Source organism: Brucella sp. NBRC 113783 (assembly GCF_040372265.1).
Taxonomy (GTDB): domain Bacteria; phylum Pseudomonadota; class Alphaproteobacteria; order Rhizobiales; family Rhizobiaceae; genus Brucella; species Brucella teleogrylli.
In genome coordinates this window covers 365743-381080 of record NZ_BAABRX010000002.1, presented here as the reverse complement: position 1 = coordinate 381080, position 15338 = coordinate 365743, and the positions used below count along the sequence as shown (strand labels likewise).

Below are 15338 nucleotides of genomic sequence, written 5' to 3'. Positions count from 1 at the left end.
TCGAAACGGAATGTACGGCTTGTTTTCGCTCATCACAAATAGAAAGAGCGCCCCGAAGGGCGCTCTTTTATCTCAATAAAAATGCTCGCGGTTTCCCCCGTCGCTCGATCAGCTGCAGCCGCTCGTCGCGCCGCAGGTGTCGCACTTCAGGCAGGTGCCGTTACGCACCATGGTGAAGTTCTGGCACTCCGTGCAGCTGTCGCCGGTGTAACCCTGCATCATCGACTTGATGCGGCGGTCCGCTTCGAGCTTCTTTGCCGAGTTGGCGCTTTCAGCACGGGCCGAAGCAGCGTCGGCAGCAGCCTTGTCTGAGAACAGTTCCGTTGCAGCTGAGGTTTCCTGCTGCTGTACCGGAGCGGTCTGCTCTTCAAACTCACGCTTGAAAGCCGTTGCACCTTCCGTCACCAGACCGATGGTCGCCGGGCGACCAGCCGGGGTAGCACTCGACTTCAAAGTCGTGACATTCGAAGCCTGCGGCGCCGATGCAGTCGAACCCTTGGCTTCGCTGCCGCCCGGTGCCGTATTGGTCACCAGTGTCGGCTTGTAGCCGCGCGTCCAGCCGGTCGAGACCAGATTGGTCTTGCCTTCCTTGATGCCCTTGCCAAGCGCTGTGTTCGAGAAATCGCTCGTGTCAACATGGGCGAGATCGTTGCGGCCCAGATAGGACACGGCCAGTTCGCGGAACACATAGTCGATGATCGACGTTGCGGTCTTGATCGCGTCATTGCCGATGACGATGCCAGCCGGTTCGAACTTGGTGAAGGTGAATGCCTCCACATATTCTTCCAGCGGCACGCCATATTGCAGGCCGAGCGACACGGCGATGGCGAAGTTGTTCATCATCGCACGGAAAGCAGCGCCTTCCTTGTGCATATCGATGAAGATTTCGCCGAGGCGCCCGTCACCGAACTCGCCGGTGCGCAGATAGACCTTGTGTCCGCCGACGACGGCCTTCTGGGTATAGCCCTGACGACGGTTCGGAAGCTTTTCGCGCTCATGCACGATCTTCTCGATCACCTTCTCGACGATGCGCTCCGTCACCTGAACGGCACGAGCGGCTGCCGGTGCTTCGATCAGCGCTTCGACTGCATCATCTTCGTCTTCATCATCCGAGATCAGCGCTGCGTTGAGCGGCTGCGAGAGCTTGGAACCGTCGCGATAAAGCGCATTGGCCTTCAGAGCCAGCTTCCAGGACAGCATGTAAGCGTTCTTGCAGTCCTCGACGGTCGCGTCATTCGGCATGTTGATCGTTTTGGAGATCGCGCCCGAAATGAACGGCTGCGCGGCAGCCATCATGCGGATGTGGCTATCGACCGACAGATAGCGCTTGCCGATCTTGCCGCATGGATTGGCGCAATCGAAAACCGCGTAATGCTCTTCCTTGAGGAACGGTGCGCCTTCGAGGGTCATCGCGCCGCAAACGTGAATGTTGGCGGCTTCGATGTCCTTCTTGGAGAAACCGAGCGCTGGCAGCATTTCGAACGAGAAGTCGTTCAGCTGTTCGTCGGTGAGTTTCAGCACGTCCTTGCAGAAGTCTTCGCCAAGCGTCCACTTGTTGAAAGCGAACTTGATGTCGAAGGCGCTCTTGAGCGCTGCATTCAGGGCTTCGATCTTCTCATCGGTGAAGCCTTTGCCGCGCAGCGACGAAGGATTGACGCCCGGTGCCTGATTGATGTTGCCGTGACCGACAGCATAGGCTTCGATTTCGGCGATCTGGCTTTCCGAATAACCGAGCGTGCGGAGTGCTTCCGGCACGGCGCGGTTGATGATCTTGAAGTAGCCGCCACCGGCCAGCTTCTTGAACTTCACCAGTGCAAAGTCAGGCTCGATGCCGGTCGTGTCGCAGTCCATGACGAGGCCGATCGTGCCTGTTGGCGCGATAACGGTGGACTGGGCGTTGCGGTAGCCATGCTTTTCGCCAAGTTCCAGCGCCTTGTCCCAGGCCGCGCGGGCATGGGTGATCAGATCCTGATCCGGGCAGTCTTCGGCAATTAGCGCCACCGGGTTGACGGCGAGGCCTTCATAACCTTCCGTCTTGCCATGAGCGGCCAGACGATGGTTGCGCATGACACGCAGCATATGTTCGGCGTTTGGTTCGTAGCTTGGGAAGGTGCCCAGTTCCTTCGCCATTTCAGCGGAGGTTGCATAGGCAATACCGGTCATGATCGCGGTCAGCGCACCGCAGATGGCGCGGCCTTCATCGGAGTCATAAGGAATACCGGAGGTCATCAGCAGGCCGCCAATATTGGCATAGCCGAGGCCGAGCGTGCGGTATTCGTAGGAGAGGCGGGCAATTTCCTTGGACGGGAACTGCGCCATCATCACCGAGATTTCGAGAACGATGGTCCACAGGCGGGCCGTGTGCTCGTAAGCTGCAATGTCGAACGAACCGTCCTTGTTGCGATAGGTGAGCAGGTTGATCGACGCCAGATTACAGGCCGTATCGTCAAGGAACATATATTCCGAGCACGGATTGGAGGCGCGGATCGGACCTGCGACCGGGCAGGTGTGCCAATCGTTCATGGTGGTGTTGTAGTGCAGACCCGGATCAGCGGACGCCCATGCGGCATAACCGATCTTTTCCCAAAGATCGCGCGCCTTGAGCGTCTTCATGACCTTGCCGTCCTTGCGTGCGGTCAGGTTCCAGTCGCTGTCGTTTTCGACGGCGCGCAGGAATTCATCCTTCAGCGAGACGGAGTTGTTCGAGTTCTGGCCTGAAACGGTGAGATAGGCTTCCGAGTCCCAGTCCGTGTCGTAGGTCTTGAACTGAATGTCCGTATAGCCCTGACGCGCGAACTGGATCACGCGCTTGACGTAGTTTTCCGGCACCTGGTTCTTCTTCGCGGCCTTGATTTCGCGCTTCAGGGCAGGGTTCTTCGACGGATCGAAGCAATCGTCATTATCTGCTTCGCAGTTGACGCAGGCTTTCATGATTGCAGCCAGATGCTGCTTGACGATCTTGGAACCGGTGACGAGCGAAGCAACCTTCTGCTCTTCCTTCACCTTCCAGTCGATATATTCCTCGATATCCGGATGGTCGATGTCGACAACGACCATCTTTGCAGCGCGGCGCGTGGTGCCGCCCGACTTGATGGCGCCCGCAGCGCGGTCACCGATCTTGAGGAAGCTCATCAGGCCCGACGACTTGCCGCCGCCGGAAAGCTTTTCGCCTTCGCCACGCAGATGGCTGAAGTTGGAGCCTGTGCCGGAGCCATATTTGAACAGGCGCGCTTCACGCACCCACAGATCCATGATGCCGCCTTCATTGACCAGATCGTCAGCGACGGACTGGATGAAGCAGGCATGCGGCTGCGGGTGTTCATAGGATGACTTGGATTTGGTCAGCTTGCCGGTCTGCCAGTCGACATAGAAATGGCCCTGGCCGGGGCCGTCAATGCCATAAGCCCAATGCAGGCCGGTGTTGAACCATTGCGGGCTGTTCGGCGCGACGCGTTGTGTGGCGAGCATATAGGCAAGCTCATCGCGGAAGGCGAGAGCGTCTTCTTCCGAACCGAAATAGCCGCCCTTCCAGCCCCAATAGGTCCAGGTGCCAGCGAGACGGTCGAAAACCTGACAGGCATCCATTTCGGAGCCATAACGCTCGTTCTGCGGCAGCGACGCCAGCGCATCCTCATCGGCGACCGAGCGCCACAGCCACGACGGAACGTCGTTTTCTTCGACTTTCTTCAATTGGGCAGGCACGCCAGCCTTGCGGAAATATTTCTGCGCAAGGATATCGGCCGCAACCTGACTGAACTGAGCCGGTACATTTATGTTTTCCAGGCGGAATACGATGGATCCATCGGGATTCTTGATCTCGCTGGTCGCAGTCCGAAACGCGATGTCCGCATAGGCCGACTGATTCTCTTTCGTGAAACGGCGTTCGATCTTCATCTTTTCCATCCAAACGTTCTATATATAGTAGCCCCAAGGGTGAGTTTCCACCATGGCCTGCCACGTGCTGTCTGTACCGCGTCTCTGTTTCGAAAGCCCAACTGCGGGGAAGGGCTTCTTGGTGAGGACACCGGCAGATATCCGGGGCCCCAAAATCCTGCTTCTGCCGTATCCGGCGCGCAACAAAACACCCCAAGGCAGTCGAAACCATCCTCGTCAGGGCATTGCAAACCAACAAATCAGCAGATCGAAAAATACTCTATCTTGTAAGAAGCATGAGCGCAAATACTAAATCTAGTGTTAACGCTCTTTCGTCATGTGGCTGCATCTGCTTCTCCAAAGGCGGTCCGACCCGGAATTCGGGCACGACGAAGTCCGGAGCGACAACTACGCTGAATAAGCGCAACGCCCGTTCCAGAACTTGACTAACCTGAAAGAAAGACCGGCTATTCAGACGCCCGGCCACGCCACTTACGCAACGATAAGTTCATAAAAAACGACTCGGCTGCGAGCGTCAAGCATTGGTTTGTTGTAAGGCGTCTAACGCTAGATATTGTGCGTCAGTCGCTGGGGGCGAATGTGGATAACGGGGAGAAGAGAAGCTTTTGTGAACGAAGCCGGCTAAAACGCTTTTACCTCTTTTTAACCAAATATGGAGGGCAATTATTTTGCAAAAACAGCAGGATCAAGCCGCTTGCTAATGCAAGCTTTGAGCAAAATGCCTCTTCCGGCCCCGCCATTCACGCTGCAATTGCCGAAAAATGCCGCCGTTGGACGCTCGCGATTTTCACCGTCAGCGTGATGCCCACGGGGATCATACGGCCCTATGGCTGGAATAGCCGCAGGAAACGCCGCATCAAAGCCGAATGACGATGGATAAAAAGCGTTGAGGGGGAAACGACGCTGCTATTCGGCGGCGACGACCATACCCGAATCACCGAAACGGAGAAGAATCTGCTTCAACTCTGTCTCTTCGACGCGCCGGGCGGCTTCGTGCGGGCAAACCCATTCGCAGATGCGCTGATCCCGTTCCGGCCAGCTTTTTTCCTGGCCGGTGAAACGGACGGCGTAAACGGCCACCGAAAACTGGTTGATCCGCTCGGGCGGCATATCCATCTTGCAGTAATTATAGCTGCCAATGGGTTCCGGGGAGACATCGCCGCGTATGCCTGCTTCTTCGAAGGCTTCGCGCAAGGCTGTTTCCGCAAGCGTGCGACCGACTTGCGGCCAACCTTTGGGGATGATCCAGCGGCCCGTGCCACGGCTTGTGATAACGAGAACCTGAAGGGCATCCATTTCGCGGCGGTAGACAAGGGCTGCAACCTGCTGCAAACGGCCAGAAGGCGTAAGAATACGCTTTTCCGTTGCGATAAGTTGTTTGGCTGCCGTCTTCACTGCTGGTTTCCCTCTTTTCCTTAAAATGGAACGATTCGCCAAAATAACAACTGATCAAATACGCAACAGTTCTTACAAAGGGGAAAAAAGCCCTTTATTTTAAAGCTACTATTAAAATACAGGAGAGGCGTATCGTTTTCGAACGCCGAACCTGAGCGCGATCAGCGTCATTTCATGTGCTTTCTATAGCACGTGAATACGGCAAAAATATCATTTTTTTGTTTTCGCTTTTTTTCGTTTTCGCACATCCTTGAAAACTTTCGTGGTTTTTTGAGAAATCCCTCCATTCTGAATGGTCTTGGGGCGATAACAGTGACGGACAATAAAAAATGCCAGCCGGTAAGGCTGGCATTTAGAATTTACTATCGGGCGTTAGAGCGCGTTTCAATCTGATTGGATCAGATCGGCACTCTAACAGTTTGTCATAACGCGCCTTATGTCCGAAATCCGTTTCACACTTTTCGGGGCGCGCGCTAAGCGAAAACTATCCGCGCTTGTCGCCTGCAATCGGTTCCAGATAGGTGTAGCCCATATCCCACGGGAAATAGATCCAAGTGTCCTGCGATACCTCGGTCACGAATGTATCGACCAGCGGACGGCCTTTCGGCTTGGCATAAACCGTTGCAAAATGCGCCTTCGGCATCATCTCGCGCACGATTGCGGCCGTCTTGCCGGTATCGGTGAGGTCGTCGACGACGATCACGCCTTCACCGCCATTTTCCAGAAGCTGGTCGCCGATACCCTTCAGAATTTGCATTTCGCCCTGCGACGTGTAGTCGTGATAGGAGGCAATGCAGACGGTTTCAATCAGGCGGATGCCGAGTTCACGGCAGATAATGGCCGCAGGCACCAGACCGCCGCGCGTAATGGCGACGATCGCACGCCAATCGTGCCCCATGCCGGAAATGCGCCAGGCAAGCGCGCGGGCATCGCGGTGGAACTGATCCCAGGATACGGGAAAGGCTTTATCGGGCAAGGACATCGAAACGCTCCATCGAACAGTCCGTGGGCTGTGGCCACAGACTGGCTAAACCAAAAATGCGCGATGACCACCGTCAAGCGCGCTGAACTGTGTAGACCTTCGCTTTCGCCATCTGCGCCCACCATAATAGGGGCTGCAATACTATGAAAAGGTTTCTTCAACCCGGCACAGTCAGCGCCGGGTAGTGCTGATAACCGCAAAAACACCGATCTTGCAAGTCTGTTATGGCTTGAAGGCGTTCATTGCCACCAATTGGGGATAATTGCCCGCTCTGAATGAGCGGACATGTCACCGAGAAAACAGTGTCAGGACGGGGAGGTCATTCAGCATGGATCGCGTCACTCCACCGAAAACAAGCTCGCGCAGGCGCGAATGGCTATAGGCGCCCATGACGAGCAGATCGGCACGTTCCGCAACGATGTGCTCCCGCAGCGCATCCTGCGCATAGCGCCCATGCGAGGCGAGCGGCGTCACGTTGACCTCAATGCCATGGCGGGCGATGGATTCGGCCAATTCGGTTCCGGCGAGCGCTTCGTCCTCGCCCTCGGCTTCCGGCGGATCGACCCAGACGATTTCCGTCCGTCCAGCCTGTTTCATCAAGGGCAGCGCATCGAAAGCGGCGCGCGCGGCCTCTCTTTTGCCGTTGAAGGCAACGACGATCCGGTCAAGGGACAATTGCGGCAAGACGGGTGCGTAGGGCACGAGCAGCACAGGGCAGCTCGCATTGAAGACAATCGTGTCGGCGGTTTCGTCATTGGTAGCCGGATCATCGGGGTCCGGCTGGCCCGCGACCAGCAATTCCGCGCCGAGACAGGAGGTCAACACGCCATCAGCGGCGGTGCCGGTTTCCGAGCGGGTGATACGAAATTCGAAATGCGCATCCTGACGGCGCATTTCTTCTTCAAAGACGTGTTTCAGCCGCTCGGAGAGTTCCTTGTGCTGCTTGTCGTGCAGCTCGAACATGCCTGGATCGATAAAGCCGTTGGGATCGGCATAGACGATGGGAGAGGGGATGGAATAGAGGCCGATGACATGAAGGTCGGGCACTTTTCGCATCAAAAGCGCGACGGCGGACAGAACCCGCTTCAGTTCAGCCTCGCTCCGGGAATAGGCAACCACCGTTTTGTAGGTCATGACCGATCTCCTTCCAGCTGTGTTTCCATTTTAGCATAGAAAGCAACGCGTTGCGTAGGCAAAAGGTTGCAAGGCATAAAGAGTTGTCAGCTTGCGCCAGAAGCCACCAGCCCGGCAATCATGGCTTCAATTTCGACAACTGCCGCATCAATCTTTTGCGGATCGCTGCCGCGCACCACGAGTTCGGTGCTGAAGCGCCCGCCTTCGAATTTCGGATAGGAACCGATGATCGTATCAGGGTTCTGCTTCTGGATTTCGGCCAGTGGCGCGCCGATGACGCCTTCGCCGAACGGGCAATGCACCGCGCGCGACAACAGCTTGCGCCCGGTCCGCAGCGTAGGGAGAACATTGTCGAGCATGGCCTGAAACACGGACGGCACGCCCGCCATCACATAAACATTGCCGATATGAAAGCCCGGTGCAGCAGAAACCGGATTGTCGATATGTTCCGAACCCTCTGGCATGCGGGCCATGCGCTTGCGGGAATCGGTGAATTCCAGACCCCGCCGCGCATAATTGTCGCCGAGAAGCTTCATGGCTTTTTCATCATAGATGCAGGGCACGCCAAAGGCTTTCGATACAGCGTCGGCGGTGATGTCGTCATGGGTGGGGCCGATGCCGCCAGACGTAAAGACATAATCATAGTTCGAACGCAGGGCATTGAGGGCGGCAACGATGGCGTCTTCCTCGTCCGGCACGATCCGCACTTCCTTGAGGTCAATGCCCGCAGCCGTCAGCAGATCGGCGAGATGCCCGATATTCTTATCCTTGGTGCGCCCGGAAAGAAGTTCGTCGCCAATGGCGAGCATTGCAGCCCTGACGGCCTGCTGCGAAGTGTCGGTCATACCCAGACTCCATTTCAATCTGGCGACAGTTAAGCCTCAGCCGCACCCAGCCGCAACCGGTTTTCGCAAAAGGCAAAATGTTCCTCCCTTGGTCCACCTTTCCAAAATGAAAATGCTCTCTAGTTGAGTGAATGCGGAAAAGGGGTTCCGTAAAATCGAAAACGGAGACGTCAGATGGTAAAGGTTCTGGTGCTGTACTATTCGTCCTATGGACATATGGAGCAGATGGCCAAGGCTGCGGCAGAAGGTGCGCGCGAAGGCGGCGCAGAGGTCACGATCAAGCGGGTGCCCGAACTGGTGCCGCTCGAAGTCGCCAAGGCCTCGCATTACAAGGTCGATCAGGACGCACCCATCGCATCGCCGAACGATCTGGTCGAATATGACGCCATTATATTGGGCACGGCGACCCGCTATGGCATGATGGCCTCGCAGATGAAGAATTTTCTCGATCAGACCGGTGGTCTGTGGGCAAAGGGCGCGCTGCTCAACAAGGTTGGCTCGGTGATGGTTTCAACGGCGACGCAACATGGCGGCGCGGAACTCGCGCTGATTTCGGCGCAGTGGCAGTTGCAGCATCATGGCATGATCATCGTGCCGCTTTCCTATGCCTATCAGGGGCAGATGGGCAATGATGTCGTGCGCGGCGGGGCGCCCTATGGCATGACGACGACGGCAGATGGCGACGGCTCGCGCCAACCATCCGAACAGGAACTGGAAGGCGCGCGTTTTCAGGGCAAGCGTGTTGCAGAAATCACCGCCAAGCTGCACGGCTGAGATATCTGATTAAAACAAAAGCCGCCGAGAAAACACGGCGGCTTTTGCGTATGAAAAATTGTGGTGCGGTCGGCGGGACTTGAACCCGCAAGCCTAAAAGGCGACGGATTTTAAGTCCGTTGCGTATACCAATTTCGCCACGACCGCAGCGACTGGATTTCTATGTCATGATTTGCGCGATGATTTCAAGACAGAAAGCTTGTCAGCAATAACAGCGAATTTCCGAATATCTGCATGTTCTAAAATAGAAAAGAGACGCCATCGCTTTAATTATTGCAGTTGCATCCAAGCTTATAGCTTCATCCTTGTTTGCATGGGCAAACCCGTATAGCGATAAGCCCTATCGAGTAGGAATGAAGAAAGTTTAAGTATGACCGCCTTCGTCAAATCCGTGGCTCAGGCCGAAAAGGCAATGCGTGCGCTTTTCCCCGAGACACAATTGCAGCTCAACGATTATCTCTCCCGCAAATATGGTGCGGAGATTTGGTTGAAGCGCGAAGATCTGACGCCGGTGCGCTCCTACAAGATTCGTGGCGCTTTCAATTTCATTTCCAAGGCAGTGAAAACGACTGATGAGAACGCGGTGTTCGTCTGCGCTTCGGCAGGCAATCACGCGCAGGGTTTCGCTTTCGTTTGCCGCCATTTCGGTCGCAAGGGTGTTGTTTTCATGCCGGTGACCACGCCGCAGCAGAAAATCGACAAGACCCGCGCTTTCGGTGCTGAATTCATTGAAATCAAGCTGGTCGGCGATATTTTCGACGTTTGTTATGCCGCTTCGCAGGAATTTGCGGCCAGCAACAACGGTGTCATGGTGCCGCCATTCGACCATCCGGGTATCGTGGAAGGACAGGCAACCGTCGCTTTGGAAATCGAAAGGCAGCTACCGGAGGGCAAAAAGCCCGATCTGGTTCTGCTGCCGGTGGGCGGCGGCGGGCTTTCCGGTGGCGTGACGCAGTATATTTCCGATCTCGGCTGGAAAACCGCGTTTCGCTTTGTCGAACCGAAGGGCGCCGCAAGCCTGAAAGGCAGCCTTGAGGCCGGCAAGCGCATCAAGCTTGCCCATGTCGATAATTTTGTTGACGGGGCGGCGGTTGCCGAGATCGGCAAAGAAAACTTCAAGCTTCTCAAAGGCTTCGACGCAAAGTCTGTCATAACGGTTCCGGAAAACCGTCTCTGCGCGACCATCATTGAAATGCTCAATATTGAGGGCGTGGTGCTGGAGCCAGCGGGCGCTTTGGGCATAGACGCGCTGAAGGATTTCAAGAAAAGCGAAATCAAGGGCAAGCGCATCGTGATTGTCGTTTCGGGCGGGAATTTTGATTTCGAACGCCTGCCGGATGTGCGCGAAAGGGCGCTTCGCTTTGAAGGTTTGAAGAAATACTTCATTTTCCGCTTCCCGCAGCGTCCGGGCGCATTGCGCTCGTTCCTCGATCTGCTGGGGCCGGAAGATGATATTGCCCGCTTCGAATATCTGAAGAAATCGGCGCGCAATTTCGGCTCGGTGCTGATCGGCATCGAAACGAAGGATGCCGCGAATTTCAAGCTCCTGGAAAAGAAATTCGGTGAAGCCGGTTGGGCTTATCAGGACATTACGGATAATCAGGTTCTAGCTGATTTCATCATTTGAACCGGAGCTAAGCGTCTGAATCAAAAAGGCGACAGGCCATGGCGAAAATGGTGATTTCGAGAACCGGAGCGCAGCGTACTTGAACGTACGTGAGCACCGGAAGCGCAGAAATTGCCATTTGCAGACCGGCATGATGGCTTTTGGATCAGACGCGAAAACGAAATCATTTGCTTTTTTGCTCAAACCACCCCATATGGGCGGCAGGCGCATGGGCCGACGTTAGTTGTCGGCTTTCCCGGCATTGGACTTGTTGCGTCACACCTTTGTCTTCCGGAATGGTCTGGAAACGGAGGGGACCTGAGATTTGCTCGGGCACGGCTGCGCAAGTCGCCAGGGGTTTTCCCGGCGTCCCGTCGTTATCATAAAAACAGATTTGGCTCGGGCAAGTTGCGCTTTCCCGGCATTGAAAGCGGATCGCAGATGTGCGGTGCCGCCGAAAGAGATTGAATTGACAAATGAAAATACGAGCGGCTTTGCCGCTCTTGGCGTCACCGGCGTTTTGCTTAAAGGTGTCGAAGCTGCTGGCATGACCGAACCGAAGCCGATCCAGACGCAGGCCATCCCGCCGCAGCTGGAAGGCAAGGACATTCTCGGCATTGCGCAGACCGGCTCGGGCAAGACCGCGGCTTTCAGCCTGCCGATCCTGCAAAAGATCATCGGTCTGGGCGATAAGCGCCGCCCGAAGACGGCGCGTGCGCTTGTCCTCGCACCGACCCGCGAGCTGGCCGTCCAGATTGAACAGACGATCCGCAATGTTTCCAAGAGTGCGCATATCTCGACTGCGCTCGTGCTCGGTGGCGTATCGAAGCTGACGCAGATCAAGCGTATCGCGCCCGGCATTGACGTGCTGATCGCAACGCCGGGCCGTCTGACGGATCTGATGCGCGAAGGTCTGGTTGACCTTTCGCAGACCCGCTGGCTGGTGCTCGATGAAGCCGATCGCATGCTCGATATGGGCTTCATCAACGATGTGAAGCGTATTGCCAAGGCAACTCATGCCGACCGCCAGACCGCGCTTTTTTCGGCAACCATGCCGAAGGAAATCGCGGCGCTTGCGGGTAGCCTGCTTCGTGATCCGGTTCGTGTGGAAGTTGCGCCGCAGGGCACGACGGCTGCCGAAATCACCCAGGTTGTGCATCCTGTGCCGACCAAGGAAAAGCGCCGTCTTCTGTCGGCTCTGCTGGCCGACAAGAACATGCGCTCGGTCATCGTCTTCACCCGCACCAAGCATGGTGCGGATGCGGTTGTGCGCCACCTTGAGCGCGACAAGTTCGACGTTGCGGCCATTCACGGCAACAAGTCGCAGAATGCCCGCCAGCGCGCGCTGAACGGTTTCCGCGATGGCACATTACGCATTCTGGTTGCGACCGACATCGCCGCGCGCGGTATTGATGTTCCCGGCATCAGCCATGTCGTCAACTACGACCTTCCTGACGAGCCGGAAACTTACGTGCATCGTATCGGTCGCACCGGGCGCAATGGCGCAAGCGGCGCTTCGATCACCCTGTACGATCAGGCGACCGAGGATTCGAAGCTGCGTGCAGTAGAACGTGTGACCCGCACCAAGCTTCCGATCAAGGAGGCTCCGGTCAAGCTTGCTCCGGCGCCAACGGCAGCGCCGCGCATTTCGATTGTGGGCGAAGACAAACCGCAGAAGACGCAGCACCGCAAGGGCCCGTCGCCGCAGCAGCATCGTCGCCCAGCGCAGAAGCCGGGCGAACATCGTGGGGGCAACCACGCTTCCGCAGGTGGTCATGCCAATGCGACTGGCGAAGCTGCACCGAAGGCAAAGCGCCCATTCCGCCGCAAGCGCCGCACAGGCAATGGCGGCGGTGGTCAGCGCGCTGCGTAACCGTCTTTCGGAACATCTTTTACAAAAGCCGCCCATTTCGGGCGGCTTTTTCTTTTGGGATGGCCTTTTGTGGATTGAGTTTGCCAGTTGGTGTGGAAAATTATTCCATCCTTCCTTGAAGGGCAGGGCAGTTCCTCATACTTTCCGGGCAAACAATTCGGCCCAAGATGAAGGATGGAAGCTATGCTCCAATCGGTTCTAGACGCAATCGGTAACACGCCATTGATTCGTCTCAAGAAGGCTTCCGAAATCACCGGTTGCGAGATTTACGGCAAGGCTGAATTCCTCAATCCGGGACAGTCGGTCAAGGACCGCGCGGCGCTTTACATTATCCGTGACGCCGAAAAGCGCGGCCTGCTTCGCCCCGGCGGTGTCATTGTTGAGGGCACGGCAGGCAATACCGGCATTGGCCTGACGCTCGTTGCCAAGGCGCTCGGCTATCGCACGGTCATCGTCATTCCGGAAACGCAGAGCCAGGAAAAGAAGGATGCGCTGCGTCTGCTCGGAGCGGAACTCATCGAAGTTCCGGCAGCGCCTTATCGCAATCCCAACAATTATGTACGACTGTCGGGGCGGCTGGCCGAACAGCTCGCCAAAACCGAACCGAATGGCGCGATCTGGGCCAACCAGTTCGATAATCCAATCAATCGTCAGGCGCATATCGAGACCACTGCGCCGGAGATCTGGCGCGATACCAATGGCAAGGTCGACGGTTTCGTGGCGGCGGTCGGATCGGGCGGTACGCTTGTCGGGACGGCCTTTGGTTTGAAGGAACACAATCGCGACATCAAGATCGCGCTCGCCGATCCTTATGGCGCGGCACTTTACTCCTATTACACGACCGGCGAATTGAAAGCCGAGGGCGATTCGATCACCGAAGGCATCGGGCAGGGGCGTATCACGGCCAATCTGGAAGGGTTCACACCTGATTTCTCCTATCGCGTTGCGGATGCCGACGCGCTCGACGTTGTGTTCGATCTCGTGGAGAATGAGGGGCTTTGCCTTGGCGGTTCTTCTGGCATCAACATCGCCGGTGCGATCCGGCTTGCAAAAGATCTCGGTCCGGGCCACACAATTGTGACGGTGCTTTGCGACTATGGTAATCGTTACCAGTCGAAAATGTTCAATCCATCCTTCCTGCGCGGCAAGAACCTGCCGGTGCCGGGCTGGCTGGAAACGAAAACCGAGATAGACATACCGTTCGAGGAATAAAACAATGGCCTATGAGACCGATGCGCTTTTCCGTGAAGATTCCTATCTTTCAACGGCGGAGGGCAAGGTTCTCGCCATTACCGACACCGGCGGCATTATTCTCGACCAGACGAATTTCTATGCGACCTCCGGCGGACAGCCGGGGGATATCGGCTTTTTCGAGCGCGCCGATGGATCGCGGATCGAGATTACCGCGACCGTTACCGGCGAAAACAAGAATGAAATCGTCCACGTGCCCGGCGAAGGTCAGGCCGTGCCGACAGTCGGTGAAACACTCGTCCTGCATATCGACTGGCCGCGCCGCTATAAGCTGATGCGCATGCACACTGCCTGCCATCTGTTGTCAGTCGCCTGTCCGTTTCCGATCACCGGTGCTGCGGTGGGCGAGGATGAAAGCCGTGTCGATTTCGATCTGCCCGATCCGACCTACACGAAGGAATTCGTGACCGAAAAGATCATGGAACTGGTCAAGGCCAACGATCCGGTTTCGATCAACTGGATCAGCGATGAAGAATTTCTCGCCAATCCTGATATTGTGAAATCGAAGAATGTCCGCCCGCCTGTCGGGCTCGGACGCATCCGGCTTGTCGCCATTGGTGAAAATGGCGCGGTGGATTCCCAGCCATGCGGCGGCACCCATGTGTCCGAAACGCAGGAAGTGGGCGAAATCCATATCGGCAAGATCGAGAAAAAGGGCAAGGAAAACCGCCGTTTTCGTATCCGCTTCGGTGCTTTGCCGGACGCGTGAGCATACAGGAGTTTTGACTATGGCTGAGAAAAGCGCATTTGTCGTTTCACGTGACTGGTTGAAGGAGCGGCTGGAAAAGCCGGGCATCGCCATTGTGGATGCATCCTGGTATCTGCCTGCGGCGGGACGCAATGGCCTTGAAGAGTATCATGGGGCGCATATTCCGGGCGCAGTGTTCTTCGATCAGGACGTGATCGCCGACAAGGATTCTGGCCTGCCGCACACTTTGCCATCGCCCGAACTCTTCGCGCAGCATGTCGGCGCCATGGGCATCATGGCAGATGAAACCGTGGTGGTCTATGATGGGCCCGGCATGTTTGCAGCACCGCGTGTCTGGTGGATGTTCCGCATCATGGGCGTTAAAAACGTCTTCGTTCTCGATGGCGGTTTCGATGGCTGGAAGGCAGCAGGATATCCCGTGACCGACGAACCGACGAAGATTGCGGCGACGCTGTTCACGCCTGCTTTCGATCCGGCTGGCGTCGTCGATTTTGCCGAAATGCGGGAACTCGTCGATGAACGCCGTACTCAGATTGCCGATGCGCGCGCTGCCGGACGTTTTACCGGTCGCGACGCCGAACCGCGCGCGGGCATGCGCTCCGGTCATATGCCGGGCGCACGTAATGTTCCAGTCGGTACGCTGTCGGAGAACGGCGAGCTGAAGGATCTGGATAGTCTGCGCGCAATTTTCGACAAGGCTGGCGTCGATCTCACCAAGCCTGTCGTCACAAGCTGCGGCTCTGGTGTCACGGCGGCGGTCATCATGCTGGCGCTGGCCTCGCTCGGCCATAAGGATAACCGGCTTTATGACGGTTCCTGGAGCGAATGGGGTAGCAGGCAGGATACCCCGGTAGTGACGGGCGAAGCCGACTGAT

At 56.6% G+C, this 15338-nt stretch carries 12 protein-coding genes and 1 tRNA gene; 7 read left to right on the top strand and 6 right to left on the bottom strand.

Annotated elements, in window-relative coordinates; all coding sequences use genetic code 11:
- Nucleotides 1-108: 108 nt before the first annotated feature.
- Complete coding sequence (locus tag ABWW11_RS07120) at nt 109-3894, bottom strand: vitamin B12-dependent ribonucleotide reductase (RefSeq protein WP_121536316.1); 3786 nt, start codon at nt 3892-3894, stop codon at nt 109-111.
- 555 nt (nt 3895-4449) lie between these two features.
- Between ABWW11_RS07120 and ABWW11_RS07115 the strand changes: the two genes are divergently transcribed.
- On the top strand, nt 4450-4764 hold the full coding sequence (locus ABWW11_RS07115) for a hypothetical protein (protein ID WP_124916090.1): 315 nt from the start codon (nt 4450-4452) through the stop codon (nt 4762-4764).
- Between the two features lie 36 nt (nt 4765-4800).
- On the opposite strand, the gene ABWW11_RS07110 is transcribed toward ABWW11_RS07115, so the two are convergent.
- The 4 genes from ABWW11_RS07110 to ABWW11_RS07095 all read right to left on the bottom strand — a co-directional run bounded on the left by ABWW11_RS07110 (nt 4801) and on the right by ABWW11_RS07095 (nt 8250).
- A complete protein-coding gene (locus tag ABWW11_RS07110) occupies nt 4801-5289 on the bottom strand; it encodes an NUDIX hydrolase (RefSeq protein WP_109369101.1) in 489 nt (162 codons plus the stop codon).
- A gap of 484 nt (nt 5290-5773) precedes the next feature.
- A complete protein-coding gene (gpt, locus tag ABWW11_RS07105; protein ID WP_109369100.1) occupies nt 5774-6271 on the bottom strand; it encodes a xanthine phosphoribosyltransferase in 498 nt (165 codons plus the stop codon).
- Between the two features lie 288 nt (nt 6272-6559).
- Nucleotides 6560-7405 carry a universal stress protein gene (locus ABWW11_RS07100; protein WP_109369099.1) on the bottom strand — a complete coding sequence of 282 codons (846 nt, stop codon included), beginning with the start codon at nt 7403-7405 and terminating at the stop codon, nt 6560-6562.
- Nucleotides 7406-7491: 86 nt separating this feature from the next.
- Nucleotides 7492-8250 carry a competence/damage-inducible protein A gene (locus ABWW11_RS07095; protein WP_109369098.1) on the bottom strand — a complete coding sequence of 253 codons (759 nt, stop codon included), beginning with the start codon at nt 8248-8250 and terminating at the stop codon, nt 7492-7494.
- Nucleotides 8251-8424: 174 nt separating this feature from the next.
- Here ABWW11_RS07095 and wrbA point away from each other — a divergent pair, with 174 nt between their 5' ends.
- A complete protein-coding gene (gene wrbA, locus ABWW11_RS07090) occupies nt 8425-9024 on the top strand; it encodes an NAD(P)H:quinone oxidoreductase type IV (protein ID WP_109369097.1) in 600 nt (199 codons plus the stop codon).
- 61 nt (nt 9025-9085) lie between these two features.
- On the opposite strand, the gene ABWW11_RS07085 is transcribed toward wrbA, so the two are convergent.
- A tRNA-Leu gene (locus ABWW11_RS07085) sits at nt 9086-9171 on the bottom strand.
- A gap of 223 nt (nt 9172-9394) precedes the next feature.
- On the opposite strand from ABWW11_RS07085, the gene ilvA reads away from it, so the two are divergent.
- From ilvA to sseA, 5 genes are all read left to right on the top strand, one after another.
- On the top strand, nt 9395-10651 hold the full coding sequence (gene ilvA, locus ABWW11_RS07080; RefSeq protein ID WP_109369096.1) for a threonine ammonia-lyase IlvA: 1257 nt from the start codon (nt 9395-9397) through the stop codon (nt 10649-10651).
- Nucleotides 10652-11099: 448 nt separating this feature from the next.
- On the top strand, nt 11100-12503 hold the full coding sequence (locus tag ABWW11_RS07075) for a DEAD/DEAH box helicase (RefSeq protein ID WP_371830783.1): 1404 nt from the start codon (nt 11100-11102) through the stop codon (nt 12501-12503).
- Between the two features lie 183 nt (nt 12504-12686).
- Nucleotides 12687-13715: a cysteine synthase A gene (locus ABWW11_RS07070; RefSeq protein WP_109370236.1), complete on the top strand. Its 1029-nt coding sequence runs from the start codon at nt 12687-12689 to the stop codon at nt 13713-13715.
- 4 nt (nt 13716-13719) lie between these two features.
- Nucleotides 13720-14463, top strand: coding sequence for an alanyl-tRNA editing protein (locus ABWW11_RS07065; protein WP_109369094.1), 744 nt, complete (start codon nt 13720-13722; stop codon nt 14461-14463).
- Nucleotides 14464-14482: 19 nt separating this feature from the next.
- Complete coding sequence (sseA, locus tag ABWW11_RS07060) at nt 14483-15337, top strand: 3-mercaptopyruvate sulfurtransferase (protein WP_109369093.1); 855 nt, start codon at nt 14483-14485, stop codon at nt 15335-15337.
- Nucleotide 15338: the final 1 nt, after the last annotated feature.